The organism is Adhaeribacter radiodurans (assembly GCF_014075995.1).
GTDB classification, from domain to species: Bacteria; Bacteroidota; Bacteroidia; order Cytophagales; family Hymenobacteraceae; genus Adhaeribacter; species Adhaeribacter radiodurans.
In genome coordinates this window covers 2,250,780-2,271,105 of the sequence record NZ_CP055153.1, presented here as the reverse complement: position 1 = coordinate 2,271,105, position 20,326 = coordinate 2,250,780, and the positions used below count along the sequence as shown (strand labels likewise).

13 protein-coding genes are annotated in these 20,326 nt (G+C 41.7%); 8 read left to right on the top strand and 5 right to left on the bottom strand.

From position 1 onward, the window contains the following. Window positions 1-192: 192 nt before the first annotated feature. Together HUW48_RS09480 and HUW48_RS09475 are read right to left on the bottom strand one after the other, a co-directional pair. Window positions 193-774, bottom strand: coding sequence for an RNA polymerase sigma factor (locus HUW48_RS09480; RefSeq protein ID WP_182415436.1), 582 nt, complete (start codon window positions 772-774; stop codon window positions 193-195). 384 nt (window positions 775-1,158) lie between these two features. Beyond that, window positions 1,159-3,360: an outer membrane protein assembly factor BamB family protein gene (locus HUW48_RS09475; RefSeq protein ID WP_182415435.1), complete on the bottom strand. Its 2,202-nt coding sequence runs from the start codon at window positions 3,358-3,360 to the stop codon at window positions 1,159-1,161. A gap of 426 nt (window positions 3,361-3,786) precedes the next feature. Here HUW48_RS09475 and HUW48_RS09470 point away from each other — a divergent pair, with 426 nt between their 5' ends. The 7 genes from HUW48_RS09470 to HUW48_RS09440 all read left to right on the top strand — a co-directional run bounded on the left by HUW48_RS09470 (window position 3,787) and on the right by HUW48_RS09440 (window position 13,373). Further along, window positions 3,787-5,661: a PQQ-dependent sugar dehydrogenase gene (locus tag HUW48_RS09470; RefSeq protein WP_182415434.1), complete on the top strand. Its 1,875-nt coding sequence runs from the start codon at window positions 3,787-3,789 to the stop codon at window positions 5,659-5,661. 91 nt (window positions 5,662-5,752) lie between these two features. Beyond that, entirely contained in the window at window positions 5,753-7,135 is a 1,383-nt protein-coding gene (locus tag HUW48_RS09465) for a glycoside hydrolase family 88 protein (protein ID WP_182415433.1), read from the top strand. Continuing rightward, window positions 7,135-7,965, top strand: a complete 831-nt coding sequence (locus HUW48_RS09460; RefSeq protein ID WP_182415432.1) for a sugar phosphate isomerase/epimerase family protein — start codon at window positions 7,135-7,137, stop codon at window positions 7,963-7,965. The genes HUW48_RS09465 and HUW48_RS09460 overlap by 1 nt, the downstream gene beginning before the upstream one ends. A gap of 311 nt (window positions 7,966-8,276) precedes the next feature. Continuing rightward, window positions 8,277-9,503, top strand: coding sequence for an alpha/beta hydrolase family protein (locus tag HUW48_RS09455; protein WP_182415431.1), 1,227 nt, complete (start codon window positions 8,277-8,279; stop codon window positions 9,501-9,503). Window positions 9,504-9,565: 62 nt separating this feature from the next. Then, on the top strand, window positions 9,566-10,717 hold the full coding sequence (locus HUW48_RS09450; RefSeq protein ID WP_220464007.1) for a Gfo/Idh/MocA family protein: 1,152 nt from the start codon (window positions 9,566-9,568) through the stop codon (window positions 10,715-10,717). A gap of 68 nt (window positions 10,718-10,785) precedes the next feature. Beyond that, a complete protein-coding gene (locus HUW48_RS09445) occupies window positions 10,786-11,556 on the top strand; it encodes a 3-ketoacyl-ACP reductase (protein ID WP_182415430.1) in 771 nt (256 codons plus the stop codon). Between the two features lie 521 nt (window positions 11,557-12,077). Beyond that, the gene (locus HUW48_RS09440) at window positions 12,078-13,373 is read left to right on the top strand and encodes an MFS transporter (protein WP_182415429.1); all 1,296 of its coding nucleotides are present in this window, start codon (window positions 12,078-12,080) and stop codon (window positions 13,371-13,373) included. Between the two features lie 396 nt (window positions 13,374-13,769). On the opposite strand, the gene HUW48_RS09435 is transcribed toward HUW48_RS09440, so the two are convergent. From HUW48_RS09435 to HUW48_RS09425, 3 genes are all read right to left on the bottom strand, one after another. Beyond that, window positions 13,770-15,917 (bottom strand): TIM-barrel domain-containing protein, encoded by a 2,148-nt coding sequence (locus tag HUW48_RS09435; RefSeq protein ID WP_182415428.1) that lies wholly within the window; start codon window positions 15,915-15,917, stop codon window positions 13,770-13,772. 210 nt (window positions 15,918-16,127) lie between these two features. After that, window positions 16,128-17,486 (bottom strand): Gfo/Idh/MocA family protein, encoded by a 1,359-nt coding sequence (locus tag HUW48_RS09430; protein ID WP_182415427.1) that lies wholly within the window; start codon window positions 17,484-17,486, stop codon window positions 16,128-16,130. A gap of 182 nt (window positions 17,487-17,668) precedes the next feature. After that, window positions 17,669-18,793, bottom strand: a complete 1,125-nt coding sequence (locus tag HUW48_RS09425; protein ID WP_246343805.1) for a mevalonate kinase family protein — start codon at window positions 18,791-18,793, stop codon at window positions 17,669-17,671. Window positions 18,794-19,056: 263 nt separating this feature from the next. On the opposite strand from HUW48_RS09425, the gene HUW48_RS09420 reads away from it, so the two are divergent. After that, window positions 19,057-20,061 (top strand): LacI family DNA-binding transcriptional regulator, encoded by a 1,005-nt coding sequence (locus HUW48_RS09420; RefSeq protein WP_182415426.1) that lies wholly within the window; start codon window positions 19,057-19,059, stop codon window positions 20,059-20,061. Window positions 20,062-20,326 lie beyond the last annotated feature (265 nt).

Below are 20,326 nucleotides of genomic sequence, written 5' to 3'. Positions count from 1 at the left end.
GGGGCAACCCTTGTTCCTTAGCCGTTTTATAAATACAGTCAGTTAAGTCGTGGTTAACCCTAAAAATTTTTTAAATATTTTTTAAAATTGAATATTTGGAAATAGACGGGGAAGAAAAATCAAGCAACCGCCAGAATAAGGTGATATTTACTCCAAATATTTACTAAAAAGTCTTTAATAAATTCAGTAAGGCTAGCAGGGAGAAAAGCAAATAATAAACAAAGGAAGAACGAAGTCTTTCAGGAAAACTTTCAGGTGCTTTAAGGATTTGGTAATATGAAACTCAACAGCTTTATCGGTGAGCTGCAATTCGTAGGCAATTTCTTTGTTTGATAAGTTCTGGAAGCGGCTCTTTTCGAATATCTGCCTGGTTTTTTTAGATAATGATTCCAGTGCTTTTTTAAAAGTGGAATTTAATTCTTCGGTTAAAACTTGTTCTTCGGTAAAATTGGCGGCTGCAGGTAATTGATGGGTCGTAAGTTTAAATCTGCTCCTTACTATTTGGGCCTTGTAATGATTAATAATGGAGTATTTAACGGACGTAACCAAATAAGCTTCTAAACTGCTTTTAATAGTAATTGACTTACGTTTAAGCCAAATATTTAAAAATATTTCCTGAACTAATTCTTCTGCAATTTCTTTACTGCCGGTCTTACGGTAGGCTATTTGGTACAGTTTATTCCAGTGTAAATCAAAAATCTGCTTAAAGGCGGATGCAGATTCCTGGCGTAAACCATTTAAAAGTTCTTCATCCGTTATACAGTTCTGGCTCAATGATTCTCTGTTTGGTACTTGTCAAATATAATTTTTAATCATATTAAAAAAAATAATTAGGAAACTACAGGTTTTAGCAAAATGAAAATTTCATAATAAAACCATTAATTAAAAATAAAAATATTACATAGAAATCATCTTTATTGATTCATTTTAACCAATACATCTAAAAAAAATAAAATTTTAAATTTTCTAAAAATTACTAATTATATCCTTGAATTATGCTAAATAAAAATGCTTCGTTCAACAGTATAACAAGTTGAACGAAGCATAATAAAAGCGTCTCTATCTTAATGTCTAACTTCCAGATAAATGCAGCTATTCACCTTTCATCCAGAATATTTCGTAATATTTAGAATAGTTACAATAGTAAAATTACCTTATTTAGGGCAAGGCAAAAGCCACGTATTTACCGCCGGCTTTTAATCCTCGGGCGCCACCAGCGGCAATTACCACGTATTGTTTACCATTTACCATGTAGGTAATAGGAGTAGCAAACCCTCCGGCGGGTAGTTGGTATTCCCAAACCACTTTTCCGGTTTTCTTATTAAAGGCGCGTATTTTTTCGTCGCGGGTAGCAGCAATAAATACCAGGCCACCGGCGGTTACTACCGGACCACCATAACTTTCGGTTCCTGTTATCGGGATGCCTTTTTTAGTTAGTTCCGGATATTCGCCTAATGGTACTCGCCACAGATATTCGCCGGTATTTAAATCAATAGCGCTTAAGGTGCCCCAAGGTGGCTTAATGGCCGGATAACCATTCTGATCGGTAAATTTCTTCCACACTTTATTTACGTAGCGCGGCACATACGGGAAGCTTTCTTTTTTACCAGTTTCAGAAGGACCGGTTTCGCTGTGCTCACTTTCCTCTTTATCAGCCGCAGTTTCAGTATTTAGTAAAAATCGAACAATAGCTTCGCGGTTTTCTTTTGGTATATGTTCGAAGGCCGGCATACGGCCGCTGCCTTTTGCCAGAATTGCCATTATACCTTCGGCATTATTTCTTTTACTAATATCTGTCAGGTTAGGAAACTCTGAGCCGCTCCCTTTTCTATCTTTTCCGTGGCAAACCGCGCAATTAGCCAGGTAAAAACCGTGCCCTTTCGAAAGCGAAGCCATTTCCTTATTTCTTTCTTCCTGCGACACCATTTGTAAAATCCAGGGATCGTCATTGGCATTCTGGTACAAAATACCGTCAGGATCAATAGAGTTACCGCCCCACTCGGCACCTCCGCTGTAGCCAAAAAGAATGGTACCTTTTTCACTGGGCGGGGTAAACTTATGGTCGGTCCGCATTTCTTCGAAACGCTCTTTCACGTAGGCATGCGCTTCCGGCGAAATATTCGTGATATCTGCTTCGGTAAATACCTGGTGGGCAAACGGTGCCGGTTTTAAAGGAAACTTTTGAGTAGGAAATGGATGCTCCCCCGGCAAAGCCGGCGTAGTAGGAACCGGCCGTTCTTCTACCGGAAACAAAGATTTACCGGTATCGCGATCTAAAACGTACACTACCCCATCTTTCGTAGCTTGTACTACCGCATCTATTTTTTTACCCTTGTGTTTTACAGTAGTTAAATTAGGGGGCGAGGGATGATCGCGGTCCCATAAATCGTGGTGAATGGTTTGGTAGTGCCATTTTCTTTGCCCGGTTTCGGCATCAAGGGCCATAATACAGGTAGCGAATAAATTTTCACCTTCGCGTGCTCCCCCGTAAAAATCAGATGCCGGAGAGCCGGTACCAAAGTAAACGGTGCCTCTTTTTTCATCGAGCACCAGCCCACTCCAGTTGTTAGCGGCACCAATATATTTATATGCATTGGGTGGCCAGGTTTCGTAACCATATTCGCCGGGTTGCGGCACGGTATGGAAAACCCACTTTAACTTGCCAGTTATTACATCAAAAGCCCTAATGTGACCCGGTGCCGCATCGCCCGATTCAGAAACGCTGGAACCCATTACAATGGTATTTTTATACACCACGCCCGGAGTAGAAGCGGTAACCGATAATTTACTCACATCGTGATCCATATTGGTTTGGAGCCCTTCGTGTAAATCTACCGTACCATTCTTTCCGAAGCTTTCTATTTTTTGCCCAGTCTGGGCATTAACCGCGTACAAATTAGAACCCACCGAATACAAAATCCGCTGATCATCGCCGTTTTCCCAATAGCAAACTCCCCGGCTCGTATTAAATTTGGTATCTTCTTTTAAAGGCTCAAAAATCCAGAGTTGTTCTCCGGTGCCGGCTTTCAGAGCAAAAAGTTTTAGTTCGGAAGTAGTACCGTACAAAACTCCATTTACCACAATTGGTTGGCATTGAATGGCTTTAGGCCGCTGCGGTTTTGGATCATTCTGGTCGGGCTTTTCAGCAGTATCGTACATCCAGGCTACCTGTAGGTTCTGGACATTGTCCGGGTTAATCTGATTTAAAGGCGAGTAACGATTACCGGCTTTGTTGCCGCCGTAATTAGGATAATCTACTTCCTTCTGGTTAGAAATAACATTACTTTTTTGGCGATTAAGATTTAAACAGCTTCCTAGTAATAACAAGCCTACAGCTAAAGGCTTAATTGAGTACTTCATTGAGTAGAGATAGATAATTTTAGTATAATTAAGAATGTAAAAAATTAAAGCAGTCCTTAAGTAATGAATAGAACAAGCCTATCAATTTTAAAGATAAGAAAAAAAGTAACCGTCGTATTAGTCAACAATAGTATTGCAGTAGAATTTAAATTTAAAATTGCTTGATATTAAAATTAGGAAAGGATTCGCTAACTCTATTTTCCTCTACTTTATTAATTTCAAAAGATTTCACCTTGCGTTTTAAACTTTTCTTTTTTAACTAGGAAACCTTTTACTAATTAAATTAAAGGGATAAAAGTCTCTTTTTATTTAATTACTATCCTGAAATTTTTAGTCTCTTTTTGCAGCTCTCAAAAAGGACACTTATTTAAAAGTAAGCGAGCCAGAAATTTATTATTTAGCGTGTAAAACCAAATACCTTTTGAAATGCGGTTAAACCAATTAATACCTACTCTAATTTCTACCCGGATTCTACCCTTCTTAAAAATAAAAATTGGTTTATTGCTTATAAGCGGAGCTATTGTCTTGCCAGGGTGCATCGGAGGAAAAAACACCAATAATCAGCAAGCTGATAATACCCCGCAAACAAATACTAATGCACAAGTATCTACAACAAATAATTCTTCTAAACCCAGTATTCCATTCAACCAAAGTGCCTACTCCACCGACGAGCACGATATTATTCACGGCAAGGAATTGTTCCAGTCGAATTGCACAGCTTGTCATAACTTTGAGCAGAAAGGCATTGGGCCTAATTTGGCCGGTGTAACAAGCCGCGACTCCCCCGAATGGCTGAGTAAATTTGTGCGAAATGCCCCGGAGGTTATAAAGTCCGGCGATGTTAATGCAGTTAAGCTTTATGAAGAGTACAAGCAAATGATGCCTCCTTTTACGGCTTTTACTCCGGAGGATGTGCAATCTATTCTGGCTTACCTGCATACGCAGCAACCCGCCTCGGCAGTAGATGAAAATACCGCCAAACTAGGGCCTCCTTTGCTCGACCCAATTCCTACCAAAATTCCTAAATCAGAATTACTCCTTAGCCTGGAATCGTTTATTACTGCTCCGGCTACCTCCGATAAAATTCCACTGGCTCGCATCAATAGTATGGTGGTATTACCGGGTAAAAAGAACCGGGTATTTGTACAGGATTTACGCGGCAAACTCTACGAAATGGATGGTAAAAATTTGCGGGTGTACATGGACATGGTTAAAGAACGACCCGGTTTTATTCCTACTCCTGGTTTGGCCACCGGTTTTGGTAGCTACGCATTTCACCCGGAATTTTATAAAAACGGACTTTTTTACACCACTCATACCGAAAAAGCGAACACTGCTCCTGCCGATTTTGCTTACGCCGATTCCATTAAAGTAGCATTGCAATGGGTACTTACCGAATGGAAATTGCCCAACCCAAATGCGCCGGTTTTTGCCGGTCAGGGCCGCGAATTATTGCGGGTAAACATGGTAAACCAGATTCATGGAGTTCAGGAAATTACTTTTAATCCCTTTGCTAAACCAGGTTCCCCCGAATACGGGCTATTATATATAGGTATCGGCGATGGTGGCGCTGCTGAGCAGAAATATTCTTTTTTATGCAATTCCAATAAAACCGTATGGAGTACGGTCCTCCGGATTGACCCAAAGGGCACCAACAGTAAAAACGGACATTACGGTATTCCGGCTATTAACCCATTTGCTCAGGATAATGACCCCGAAACGTTGGGTGAAGTTTTTGCTACCGGTTTTCGCAATCCGAATCGCATTTATTGGTCTCCGGATGGTAAAATGCTTATTTCTGATATAGGTTTAACCAATATCGAAGAGTTAAACATTGGCAAAGCCGGTGCTAACTACGGTTGGCCTGCCCGCGAAGGAACTTTCTTACTAAATTACCAGGGTAAAATGGACAAAGTTTATGCTTTACCAGCCGATGATTCAAAGTATAACTATACCTACCCCGTTGTTCAGTTCGACCACGGCGAAGGCAATGCATTTTCCGCCGGTTTTGTATATACCGGTAATATTCCCTTACTCAAAAACAAATATATTTTCGGGGATATCGTAAGCGGCCGGGTGTTTTTCGTGGATAACAATCAACTTAAATTAGGGCAACAAGCGCCTATTCAAGAATTCATCGTCCAGTTCGATGGTACTGTTTCTACTTTCCAGGCAATTACCGGTAATAAAAAAACCGACTTGCGATTTGGGGTAGGTCTGCATAACGATTTGTATCTCTACACCAAAACGGATGGTAAAATGTGGCGGGTAAATGGCTGCTTGCCAAACAAGAAAATTTAATTTGTTATATCTGTTGAAATTCTTTTTTATTAGCCGGATAAACTACCTTTTGTAAAATCAGAAACCGACACAAACCAAACTCCTTATTGGAATGATTCAAATTAAAAAAGATTTACAAGCCGCCGCCCTGCAACCTTTGTTACAAAGGTTCTGGGAACTATCCGGACAAAAAATTAAAAGTATTGAGCAAATTTACGATACCAGCAAAGGCTCGCCGGTTTTTACGGTAAAAGGTCAATATACTACTCGCGGCTGGACCGAATGGACCCAAGGATTTCAGTTTGGCTCAGCTATTCTGCAGTTTGATGCCACCGGAGAAATGGATTTTCTGGAATCCGGGCGTTCAAAAACGGTACAGGTTATGGCTCCCCATGTAAGTCACATTGGGGTGCACGACCATGGTTTTAACAACGTAAGTACTTACGGCAACTTGTTGCGGTTAATGCAGGAAGGAAAAACAAATTTTAACGAGTGGGAAAAGAATTTTTACGAACTAGCCCTTAAAATATCAGGAGCGGTACAAGGCAGTCGCTGGACTACCACAAAATCTGGCGGGTTTATTCATTCCTTTAACGGTCCGCATTCTTTATTTGTCGATACTATTCGTTCGTGCCGGGCTTTAATGGTCAGTCACCAGTTAGGCCATGTGTTGCAAGCAGAAAACGACATAAAAATTAATTTACTCGAACGCGCATTGCTGCATTGTCAGGCCACGGCTCAATTTTCGGTTTATTATGGCGAAGGTAGGGATTCGTTTGATATTTGGGGTCGTACGGCGCATGAGAGTATTTTCAACACCAAAGACGGTAATTACCGGGCACCCAATTCGCAACAGGGCTACACTGGTTTTAGCACCTGGACCCGAGGTTTAGCCTGGGCAATGTGCGGTTTTGCCGAAGAACTGGAATTTTTGCAAACTATTTCCGATACAGAATTACTAAACTTTGGCGGCCGGGAAGAAATAGAAGGTTATATGCTAAAAGCGGTACGGGCCACCTGTGATTTTTACATCACACATACTCCTGTAGACGGTATTCCGTACTGGGATACCGGTGCTCCCCACCTACATAAACTAGGCAATTATCTCGATAGACCTGCCGACCCTTTTAACAACCAGGAACCCGTAGATGCTTCGGCTGCGGCCATTGGCGCTCAGGGCTTATTGCGTTTAGGGAAATTCTTACAGGAAAAAGGCGAAACAGAAATGGGTGATAAATACTGGCAAGCCGGCCTAACTGTGGTGCAAACCTTATTGCAGGAACCTTACCTGAGTACGGACCCCAATCACCAGGGAATTTTGCTGCATTCGGTTTACCATTGGCCTAATGGTTGGGATTACGTCCCTGAAGGCAGTTCTATTCCCTTAGGCGAATCCAGCATGTGGGGCGATTATCATATCCGGGAAGTTGCGCTTTACCTGCAAAAAATTATTAACGGGGAGCCTTATTACACATTCTATAACGGCGTACAATAATGGCGAAGGAGTTAACTGATTTTAAACGTATGTGCGTGCATACCATTACCACTAAGCCTTGGCCCATTGAGAAAGCGGCGCAGGAATTTTCGGCGGCGGGTATTGGAGCTATTACGGTTTGGCGCGATGCTCTGGCAAATCGGGATATCAGGCAAACCGGCAATCTGCTCCGCGACTTAAACCTGGAAGTGGTGTCGTTGTGTCGGGGAGGCTTTTTTCCGGCCCTTACCGCCATCGGCCGACAGACAGCCATCGAAGATAATTTAAAAGCTATCGACGAAGCCGAGGCTTTGGGTGCTCCCATGGTAGTTTTAGTATGCGGCTCTGCTCCCGGCCAATCTTTAGTGGAATCCCGAAAACAAATTCAGGATGGAATTGGGGCTTGCTTATCGCACGCTGCCGCTGCCAGGGTAAAATTAACCATTGAACCGCTGCATCCCATGTATGCCGGCGACCGTTCCGCCTTAAATACCCTAGCCCAAGCCAACGACATGGCTGAAGCTTTAAACTCTCCTAATGTAGGAATAGCCGTAGACGTTTATCATTTATGGTGGGATCCTGATTTAGAAAACCAGATTAAACGCTGTGCTCAAAACAGAAACTTATCGGCTTTTCATATCTGCGACTGGAAAACACCTACCCTGGATATGTTAAATGACCGTGGCCTGATGGGAGAAGGATGCATTAACCTCAAACAAATACGAGGTTGGGTAGAAGAATCAGGCTTTACAGGTTTTAACGAGGTAGAAATTTTCTCGAACATTCACTGGCAACAAGACCAGCACCAATTTTTAGAAAAGATAAAAGAAACTTATTTAAAATATTCATAATGGTATTATTACTTTTTGGTACAGACCTACCAAATTATCCGAAGTACATTTTTAGCTTAGAAATAAATTGAGAAAATTTATGTAATCTCAAAACTGGCGCGAGGCTCCAGCCTCGTGTCTACTTATTTGGTAGGCCTCTGGCCGGGATAATGGATATAAGTTCCTTAAAAGCAATCAGCCTTCATGTTCCTACTAGCCAGATGTCTGACAACACTACTCACGAGCAGGCCGCTCGTGAATGAGAAGGTAAAAGCCCTACCTCTATGGAGAGAATAGGATAGTAAACTAGTTTTAAAAAATAATTACAATCAATGAAGTTATCTTCCCAAAGGAGTATTCTTATTTTGGTTATCTGCTATATATTGTGCTTTAACCTGATTGCGCAGGAAAAAAATAATGAATCCATGCTTTGCCGGGGAGCTTATTTTACAGAGGTTGAAGGGAAAGCAGCCCTGGAAAAATTTGCTTCTACCTATTCAGACAAAGAAAGTTGGGGAAAAAGAGCTTCTATTATTCGGGAAGGCATTATTACCGGCGGAGAATTTACTAATCTCCCGACAAAAAATCCTCTAAAGCCAATCATTCATAGTAAACGGGTTTACGACGGGTATACGGTAGAAAATGTTGCGTTTGAAAGCTTTCCTGGTTTTTTTGTCACGGGCAACCTGTATAGGCCAACTCAACCTCAAGCCTCTTACGCTGCTATTCTTTCGCCACACGGGCATTCCAGCGACCCGAAAACCATGGGACGGTTCCATGAATCGGTACAGAAACGGTGTGCTACTCTGGCAAAAATGGGGGCTATTGTTTTTACCTACGATATGCTCGGGTACGGTGAATCGGACCAAAGTACGCATAAAATGCCCCAGGTTCATCCAAAAGCCTTAACCATCCAGGTAAATAACGGATTGCGGTCCATTGATTTTTTGCTTTCCTTACCTAAAGTAGACCCGAAGAGACTTGGAGTAACCGGAGAATCGGGTGGTGGAACGCAAACTTTTTTACTAACGGCGCTGGATAAACGGATTGCCGTTTCGGTTCCGGTGGTAATGGTATCGGCTCATTTTTTTGGTGGCTGTAACTGCGAAAGCGGCATGCCCATTCATAAAAGCGCACATCATCAAACCAGTAATGTAGAAATTGCTGCCTTAGCCGCTCCCCGCCCCATGTTGCTGGTTTCAGACGGACAAGATTGGACGAAGAATACCCCTGAAGTGGAATACCCTTACATTCAAAACATTTATAAACTTTACAACCAGGAAAACTTAGTTCAAAATGTACACCTTCCCAACGAAGGCCACGATTATGGCCCCAGCAAACGGCAGGCGGCTTATACTTTTTTAGCGAAGCACTTAAACCTGGATCAAACCAAGGTTAAAACCACCAATGGAATAATTGATGAAAGCTCTGTAATAGTAGAAGACCGACCAAAGCTTTTAGTTTGGGATGCCAATCATACTAAACCGGTTAACGCGATAAAAGACGATAATGGCATCAACAAAATGCTGCAATCCTATCAATTCAAATCCAAAAACTAACAGTACTTTCTAAAAAGTTGAAACCTGCAAACTCATAACTTTTAACTCTTAACTCATAAAGCATGTCCCCCACTATTCATAAAGTAGGTATTATCATGAACGGCGTAACAGGCCGCATGGGTACGAATCAGCACTTATTGCGTTCTATCGTCGAGATTATTAAACAAGGTGGCGTAAAAGTTAGTCCCTCAGAATTTATTATACCGGATCCAGTACTGGTAGGGCGCGATGCCGTTAAGCTGCAAAAATTAGCGGAGCTTTCGGGGGTACCTGCCTTCACTACCGACCTGGAAAGTGTAATGAGCGACCCGCATTATCAAATATACTTTGATGCCCAGACTACCGGCCGAAGGGCAGAAGGGGTACGGCAAGCCGTAAAAGCCGGTAAGCACGTTTATTGCGAAAAACCTACTGCCGTTAGTACAGAAGTTGCTTTGGAATTGTATGAGCTTTGTAAAAAGAACAACATTAAAAACGGAGTAGTACAAGACAAATTATGGTTGCCGGGCTTGCTTAAGCTCCAACGTTTAATTCAGAATAATTTTTTCGGAGAAATTTTGTCGGTGCGGGGGGAGTTTGGATATTGGGTTTTCGAAGGGCATACTATTCCGGCGCAGCGCCCTTCCTGGAACTATCGCATAGAAGATGATGGCGGAATAATTGTAGATATGCTTTGCCATTGGCGCTACGTATTGGATAATATTTTTGGCAAAGTAAAAGCTGTTTCGTGTTTGGGTGCCACCCACATTGAAGAAAGAATTGACGAAAACGGTAAGCCTTACAAATCTACCGCCGACGATGCAGCCTATGCTACCTTTGAATTAGAAAACGGGGTAATTGCGCATTTTAATTCTTCCTGGACCGTCCGGGTACGCCGCGACGATTTACTAACCTTACAGGTGGATGGTACCAAGGGTTCGGCAGTAGCTGGCTTACGCGAGTGTTATACCCAGCATTACGGGAATACACCTAAACCCGTCTGGAACCCCGATATTCCGCAACCTATTAATTTTTTCGAAGGTTGGTCGAAAGTACCCGAACAGGAAGTGTACGAAAATGCTTTTAAGGTGCAATGGGAGCTTTTCCTAAAGCACGTTGTAAAAGACACCCCTTTCCCCTGGGATTTACGCGAGGGAGCCAAAGGCGTGCAATTAGCCGAAAAAGGTTTAGAAAGTTGGGCCAAGCGCTGTTGGGTAAACATTCCGGAATTGTAAGATTAAACTTAATCTTACTTATCATCAAAATAACTTAAAGATTTAATTTCTTAAATTTTAGTGAATGCATGAAACGTGTAGCATTTATTACAGGGGGAAGTCGGGGTATTGGTTTGGGTATTGCCAAGCAATTGGCTCAAGCTGAATTCGACGTAGCCATTAATGGCGTACGCCCGGCAGAAGCCGTGGCGGATGTTATTAATGATTTAAAACAATACGGAGGCGAAGCAATTTACTGCCAGGGCGATGTGGCTTCTGTAGCGGACCGTACCCGGATGATAAAAGAAATTAAAGCTCATTTTGGAGCACTACACGTGCTGGTAAATAATGCCGGCGTAGCTCCTAAAGAAAGGAAAGATATTCTGGAAGCTACCGAAGAAAGCTTTACCCATGTGTTCACCACCAACCTGCAAGGTCCTTATTTTCTAACCCAGGCCGTTGCTAACTGGATGGTAGAGCAAACCCAAACTAATCCGGAATTCTCCGGCTGTATTGTAAATGTTTCGTCGGTATCGGCTACCGTGGCCTCAGTTAATCGGGGCGAATACTGCATGGCCAAAGCTGGTTTAAGCATGGCTACTCAATTATTTGCCGCAAGGTTAGGTGAATACAACATACCGGTTTACGAAGTACGACCCGGCATTATAAAAACCGATATGACCGCCGGAGTAACCGAAAAGTATGATAAATTAATTAGCGAAGGCTTAACCGTACAAAAACGTTGGGGCGAAGCCCAGGATGTAGGAAAAGCCGTTGCAGCCTTAGCTTTGGGTTACTTTCCCTACTCCACTGGCCAGGTACTAATGGTAGACGGCGGAATGACCTTACCACGTTTGTAACTATTTATTACTGGATACGCCTTTTTACTACCAAAAATTATTAAAGCACCCAAAGAAAACTAATAAGCGAAAAATCAAACATCCCTACTCCTCTTCAACTTAGGAGGGTAGCTTTAACAGAATTTAAATACAGAATGTATATTTTCCATTTTGATTCCATAAACGGTAGAAATGGTGGTATCAGAAGTTACTAGCAACTAATACCAGTTGGCTTCATAGATCCTTATAGCGTTGCACCATGCTTCTTACGTCGGCACCGGAACGCTAAAAGGACCTTAACAGCCAAACGAGACCCGCAAGTCACGAGGCAAATTGGTTACGGTCCAAACAAGTTAGCACTACCAAAAGGAGACTGTAATAGGCTCTACGAAATAATTTTAAATAACTAAAAAAGCTATTTAGCATCATTACCCTCTTAGACCCAAATTCTCTTACTTACTAATTGCTGGAATTCTTTTACAAATTGGTAAATTGAAGATTACTCTTTCGGAACAACGTTTTAAAATTTAACAAGCAAATCTATGGCAATATCCCCTGTGCTGAAGCAGCTTTTAAAAATACCCGTTTTAGTAGCCGCCTTAGGCTATATGGTAGATATGTATGATTTGTTTTTGTTTAATATCGTGCGGGTACCCAGTCTAAAAGAGTTAGGTTTAACCGACGATGACTTGTTCCATAAAGGTTTATTTATCCTGGATATGCAAATGGCCGGTATGTTAATCGGTGGTATTTTGTGGGGTATTCTGGGTGATAAAAAAGGTAGGCTCTCGGTGTTATTTGGTTCTATTTTGTTGTATTCCCTGGCCAATATTGCCAATGGTTTTGTTACTTCTTACGAACAGTATTTGCCTTTACGTTTTATTGCTGGTATCGGTCTGGCGGGCGAGTTAGGAGCAGGAATTACCTTAGTAGCCGAAATATTACCGAAAGAAATCCGGGGCTGGGGAACCACCTTGGTGGCTACAGTTGGGGTGTTTGGAGCCATTCTAGCCTACTTTGTTGCCTCAACTTTTGATTGGAGAGTTTCCTATTTTGTGGGCGGTGGTTTAGGATTGTTATTGCTATTTATGCGGGTTCGAGTTTTTGAATCGGGTGTGTTTCTGCACCTGAAAAACAAACACGTAAAACGGGGCAATTTCCTGATGCTGTTCTCGAATGGTACCCGTTTTAGTAAATATTTATACTCTATTTTAATAGGTACGCCCATCTGGTTTGTTTCAGGGGTTCTCATTTTCTTTTCTCCGGAATTTGGGGCGGCTTTAGGAGTTACAGAACCTATAGTAGCGGGCAAAGCCGTAATGTTAGCCTTTGCTGGCCAGGTGGCCGGTGATATAGTTTCGGGGTACCTGAGCCAGCGGTTTAGAAGTCGCAAGAAAGGAATGTTTATCTTTCTGCTAGGTTCTTATTCTTTAATGCTGGTTTATTTACTGGCTAAAACCCAAAGCCTGACTACTTTTTACTTTTTCTGCGCAGCACTGGGCTTCTTTAACGGGTACTGGACTTTATTTATCACCATTGCGGCCGAGTTATTTGGGACTAACTTACGAGCCACGGTAGCTACCACGGTACCTAATTTTGTGAGAGCTTCGGTAATTCCCATTTCAGCCTTATTCATATATGCCAAAGGACATTTTGGTCTTACCACCGGAGCGGCTCTGGTAGGTGCCTTAATCGTGGGGATTGCGTTGCTGGCTTTATCCCGCTTAGAAGAAACCTTCCACAAAGACCTGGATTACGAAGAAGTAGATGGACAGGAACCCAGTCTATCCCCTTCCTCGGGTTTTGTCCAACCAACTAAAGTAACCGAGAAAAGTTAAATTTTAATTACTGATTAAAGGCTTTTGTCTATACGTTTTCCCTAAACAGCCTTTCTAAACTGATTAATTATTAGTTTGGATTACAATATTGGCAAATAGGGTATCAAGTGTTATAGAGGCTGACACACTTTAACTTTAGAGCACCTGCTAGGCTTCCGGTGTAGCGCAGCCACATTCCGCAGATGCAGTCGAGGAAAGAAAGGATAGTGAGTGCGAGAGAGTCAAACGAGGCCCGCCGGCCGGGAGCCAACTGTGGGTACTTAACAATCCTCATAAAACCTAAATATGGAGACTGGAACAGTCTCCACGTAAAAGACCTTTATTCAACTAATATGTTCTTTCACTTTTAGCCTATTTTGCAATTGCTTTATACCATTCTGCAAAAGCTTCACCTAATTATTTAGAAGTAGTCATAAACTCCCAACGGATATTCTTATAATGGAAATTATTTTTCTTTGCAATTAAGGCATTTCCTTTCAGCAAGCCATTTTTATCTTTTTTAACTTCTAATCTGGTCCAGGTATAAGCACCTTTTTCGTAATTAAAGGTTTCACCATCGTCGTCGTACAAATTCCAGGAACCTTCTTTTTCCCCGTAATGCCGGACGGTAAGTGGTAATATTGTTTCATTAGCCGGACTTTTTAAACAAGGTGGAATAAGCGGAATAATGCCTCCATCTTTTACAAAAAGTGGAATTTTATCCATCCCTGGTGTAATTTGAAATACTTCTCCGGCACCTGCCAACTTTCCGGTGTAGAAATCATACCATTTGCCAGCCGGTAAAATAACTTTGCGGCTTTTTTCGCCGGCAAAAAGCGGAGCCACCAACAAATAATCACCCAGCATGTATTGGTCTTTAATGTCTTGCTTTAAGGCCAAACCATAAGGATTATCAGTTGAATTTAAGCCAACAGTTTCAGATTTAGTAGTAAATGAAAAACCTTCCACCAGGTTCATAGCCCGTACGGGTGGTTTGCCTTCGAAATGGTACTGCGCAAAGGTGGTGTATAGATACGGCAACAGTTGCATCCGGAGTAACATTACCTGCTTAATGGGTTCGGCCACGGCTGGGTAAGTCCAAGGTTTGGTACCATCTGCCCAGGCATTAAGCATAGCCATCGGCGAAAAACATACAGTTTGCATCCGACGCAGCCATTCTTCATCTGTTTTAGAAGAACGCGCTTCGGGAGTCCATAAAACACCCAGAAAGGAACTGTTGCACAAGGCAGTAATAAAATCTCGGTGGTCGTAATAATCATTATAAATTACAAAAGGCAAATTAGAAGCCCCGGCATTAGAAGCCCGCACCAAACCGTACGTGCGCGTATTTCGCCCCCGAAACCAGCTATCCACCATTTTTTGGAATTTAAGGCCGTACACCTGCCGCATTTGCTCCGCAGGTATACCCGATGGGAAAGTAGCTACATCCGGCCAAAGCCAATTATCATATCCATCTACCTCGTCTACTTTATACCCGGACACCCCCATTTTTAAATGTTCGGACGTAAACAATTTTTTATATAATTCCTGAGCTGGTTTCAGGGTAAAATCGGGTACTAAACCCATCCAAACAGTATGCGAAGAAGTATATGGTCTTATCTGGTCGTAGACCGGAGATTTAGAACCTGTATAAGGATTAATCCATAAATTTACACGTATGTTCTTTTTTCGTAATTCGCTTAAAAATTGCTGCGGTTGCGGAAACCGGGTTTTATCCCAAACAAAGGAATTCGGGTAAGAGGTACTTTGCCAGCCAGGCTCCAGACCCACAAAACTTAATGGATAACCTTTCGTCTCAAAAGCTGCCACTTCTTTTAAAACTTGTTTATCGGTAAATAAAGTAGGTGTACGATGCGTAAAACCTAAACCCCATTTAGGAGGTAAGGTACCGCCGCCATTAAATAAATTATAGCGCTGAACAACTTCTAAAGGGGTTTTGCCCACAAAAACATAAACTTTAACGCCTATGGCCGGTACCAGAATTTCTACCGCATCTGAATAGGGCTGGGCCTCCCAACCTGCCTTTGGGTCGTTCCGGTTTCGCTCAGACGGGAAATCTTTACTATCCGCCCGGACGCTGGTTCCGGCATAAACTGTTAGGTAACGAGCCGAATTTATAAGAATGCCGTAGCCTTTATCTGATACATAAAAGGGAATAGGAGCATGGGTACGGCCATCGTCCTGACCATTATAATGGTCTACATGCAGATTTTTGATGGTTCCCCGTTGCTGGACAGTTTTAAAATTTAAGCCTAAACCAAATAGCTGTTCTTCTTTTTGCAACGGAAATCGCAAATAAGTTTTATTATCATTTATGTCGGCACTACTGGTTTTTAGAAAATCCGGGAAAGGAAGTTTACCTAACTTTTGCAGCGCGTCTGTGCGTGGTTGAATTTCGGCTATCCTTAATAAGTCAATTTCTTCGGGGTTTCCAATAACAGCTTCCCAAATTCCCGGTGTAATTTCCTGCCAGTTTATTTCTTGTTTCTGGGCATAAACGGTAGTATTGAAAAAAACAACCAGAAGAAAGACCAGCTTTTTCATAAAATTTGAACTTAGGCGTACTATTTTAAGCTTTTATAACACTTCCGAATTTACTAAAATCTCGTGTTTCACATGAGATAAAATAAAACTGTCCTTCAAGAAAACTAAATTGCTATTGAAGCAAAATATTTTCCGGAAGGACAATCTATTTAAATTTTAAATAACAGTGTACTTAATTGGTAAGCGGTTCTCTATTTATGAATTATTTACTTAAACAGCGAAAGCGGGTTGGCGGTTTTTCCATTTGCCACGGGTAAAATCAGGAATCGGAATAGAAGCAGAATTTTGAGCAATAGATTGTTCCGATAGAGGACTAATAGCCGACCAAGCCGCGGCATCGTATACGTCAATGGGTGGCGCTGTTTTGTTCCGGATGGCTTCCACAAAATCCCGCATCACGAAATAATCCATCCCCCCATGACCGGCACCTTCGGCTTCTTTCTCAAATTGCGACCAGAGTTTATGGTCGTATTTTTTCATGTATTCAGTATCGGGCTCCCACTCATCGTTGGTTTTACTTACTTTTTCAATGTAAATTTTATCGCCATCATCCATCCAAAGGCCATTGGTGCCCTGCACCCGGAAACCCAGGGAATAAGGTCGCGGCGAATTGGTATCGTGGGTAATTAAAATGGTTTCGCCGTTGGCGCATTTAATCATGGTTTGCACTATATCGCCCAGCTTAAAATTAACTTTGGCATTCGGATGGTTTTCGCCGCCATTATCTACAATGTATTTGTGCAGGCCACGGCTTTTAGTAGCCATAGATGTTAAATACAAAAACTGGTTACCCCGGTTAATGTTAATCATTTCGGCAACTGGTCCTAAACCGTGAGTAGGATATAGATCGCCGTTACGGTCTACAGAGTGCTGCGTGCGCCACTTAGCTTCGCTGAATGCCTTGGGACCAAACTCTACCCCACCTCCGTAAGCCTTCTGACCATTATTAAACTTTACTCCTCGCAAATCGTGCTGGTAACCACATTCCAGATGAGTAATTTCTCCAAATAGGTTCTGGCGCACCATGTTCAAGACGGCCATTACATCGCGGCGGTAACACACATTTTCGAGGATCATACAATGCGAACCGGTTTTTTCGAAGGTATCCACCAAAGCCCAAGATTCTTCTAATTTTACCGTAGCTGACACCTCTACTCCCGCGTATTTACGGGCATTCATAGCTGCCAGGGCCATAGGTACGTGCCATTCCCAGGGAGTAGCAATAATTACCCCGTCAATATCGTCGCGTTTTACTAAATTTTCGAAATCGTGATCGTTCTTGCCGTAAACTTTGGCTTCTTTGTGGCCAGCTTCCCGCAGCATTTTCTGAGTTGCGGCAACAGCGGCCGGGTCGATGTCGCAAATAGCGGGGATGGTTACTCCCGGGAAAGCCAGGGCATTGTGCACGTGATTCCGTCCCCGCAAACCAACCCCAATAAATCCTAACCGTACTTTAGGGGCAGCTTTTTGCGCTAATAAACTTACAGGTAATAAACTGGTAGCTGCCGTAGCCGCTAAAACGGTTGAACTCTTCCGGATAAACTCACGCCGGTTAACAAATTTTGTCATTTGTATTCAAATTATCAAAGTTTATAATTCACTCCTTTATATAATTGGTTCGATTAAATCATTCTTGCTTAATGTATCGTAATTGTACCTAGCGTTAAATAATAGTACTTACAATATAATTTTATTCTATTACTGTTTAATATCGGCTAAACTAAGGAGGTAAAAATGAATTTAAGTTATTATTAGGATTCCTTTACTATTGGCTCAACCATTATTTCTAACCGTGTTCCTTCATCAATGGTGATAATATAAGCTTTACCGCCTTGTTGCTCTATTGCTTCTACCACTGCTTCGGGTTGCTCCGGGGCATACGCAAACATACAGCCGCCCCCACCAGAACCATTTATTTTGGCTCCTAAGGCTCCAGCCCTTAACGAGGCCTCTATCATAGCATTGATCTTAGGGGTAGAGACCTTTTTTGCATCCCGCAAATTATCCTGGTGTTGGTTTAGCAACCCTCCAAGTACTTCAGAATCTAACCGGCCTTGTTCCAGTAATTGTTTTGCTTGGCGTAAAATATCACGATCCGATAAATTACTTTTAAAGAGTATCATTTCGTCTTCAGTCAAGATGGACCGATATTCAGATGCATTACTTAAAGGATTCACGTGTAAATCAAAGGTAGGATCGTAAGCCTTAATTTTCCGCAGAGCCTCTAACATCCCGTATTTTACTCGTTTTAAGATGTTTATAGTATCTTTTGGTTGCTGGGAATCGCCTAATACAAAGGTGCCAAGCTTAGGCCTATAGGTTTGAACGTGGATTTTGGGTTGAGACTCTAAATATATTATATTCCCCATAGCCGTAGAGTAATGATCCATCATCCCTCCGGGTTCCCCAAATTCCAATATTTCGGCCTTATAGGCTAATTCACCTATTTCAGCTGCTGATTTAATAATGGGCTTATCTGCTGTGTGCAGCAGAAAATTTATCCACGAAACGAGTAACGCCGAAGAACTGGAAGTACCCGAATTGATAGGAATATTACCCCGAACAGTAGCTTCCAGACCCCTGTTAAAACTAATTCTTTCTTCCCGTTGAATAACGTTTACAGCACTCCGGAAATAATCGCGTGATTTTTCGTAAGTTAGTTGGGGAGCTAAGTCAAAAGTCTCCTGTTCGTTTATATCTGGTAAATGCAGTACCACTTTTTTATCCGGTCGAGGGTGGCCTGTCAGGTAAATTCGCCGGGAAATAGCTACAGCAATAACCGGTAAGCCTAAGTAATCTTGGTGTTCCCCAAACAGACAAATTCGACCAGGTGTAGAAATACTGATACTAGAATCCGATGCAGAAATTGTAGTCACTTTTTATCTTTTAAATTTCAGCTTTAATACTACCGAAATAGTTCGGCCAGTATTTTCAATATGATTAAGATTGTTGAATATAAATATTATATCTTACTTATTCAAGGTATTATTAACTGTCGAATGCAACCAGCGAGCTTAATTATTGCTTTAGGGCCGTGCAACCGATTGCGCAAATTGTAGCTTAATTAAAGAAATTTGATTTATTAGCTTTATTGCTCAGAACACTGTAGTTTTAGTCTACCATCTCTTAACCATTTTTTATGGCTCATAACACGCCCACCATGAAAGAAATTGCCAAACGTTTGGGCGTATCAGTTACCACAGTTTCCCGAGCACTACAAAATCATCCACGCATTGGTTTACGCACCCGCGAACAAGTGCATGAATTAGTTCAGGAAATGGGTTATGTGCCTAATTCAACGGCTATCTATTTAAAAAAAAGATGTACTTTTAATATTGGGGTGGTACTACCTTTTTTAACCGAACAGTTTTTTTCACTGGCTATTTCGGGTATTGAAGACACTACAACGAAGCAAGGCTACAGTGTGTTGGTGGTACAATCTCGGAATAATTTTGAGCGGGAAAAAGCAGCCATTACTTCTTTAATCAAACATGGCGTAGATGGCATTATTGTATCAGTAGCTTCTGAAACCCAAACCTACCTGCATCTTGATGAAGCCCAGAAACATGGAGTACCTGTAGTATTGTTCGACCGCGTGATTAAGCGAGCTCCTAATAGTTGCGTGTATTCTGATATCGTTGTTGGTGCCTACGAAGCCATTGCTTTTTTAATTTCACGCGGCCTAAGAAGAATTGCTTTATTAAATGGTCCAAATACTTTGCAAGCCACAGAAGAACGCTTAAGAGGCTATGTAAAAGCTTTACAAGAGTACGAAATTCCGGTAAACATTCACTACATTAAAAGTTTAAACCTAACTAAGGAAGACACGATCCGGAAAACTAACGAATTATTAAATTTATCAGAATTGCCCCAAGCTATTTTAGCTTTTCACGATTACATTGCCCTAGATTCCATGCAGGTATGTAAAGAGCGAGGCTTTCGTATAAACAAAGATATTTTTTTCGTCAGCTTTTCCAATCTTTCCTTCTGCTCTTACTTGGATAACCCTCCTATTGCTTCTATTGAACAATTTCCATATGAAATGGGCGAAAAAGCTGCGCAAATTTTAATGAACGATATCACCAATCCAGGAAGCTCAATCCGGCAAGAAGTAGTAATTAAATCAAAGCTGATACAACGGTAGGGTGCATTAACTTAGGTTTTATTACTTTATTATCCAACTCTCAAGTCAATACCAAGTAAGTACTTTTTGCAATTATTTAAAGTACTTACTTACAGGGATTTTAGGAAGGTCACCAAGGTTCAAGGGTTAGATTACCAATCATTTCCACTAATCTTGGTAGGCAAGAACTTTTTGGAAGTTGTTCTCTTCTACTTGTACGTTAAGGTTCTAAATATTGACGTTCTAAATAGTGAGGTTCTAAATAGTTAATTATGGTAATACGTGA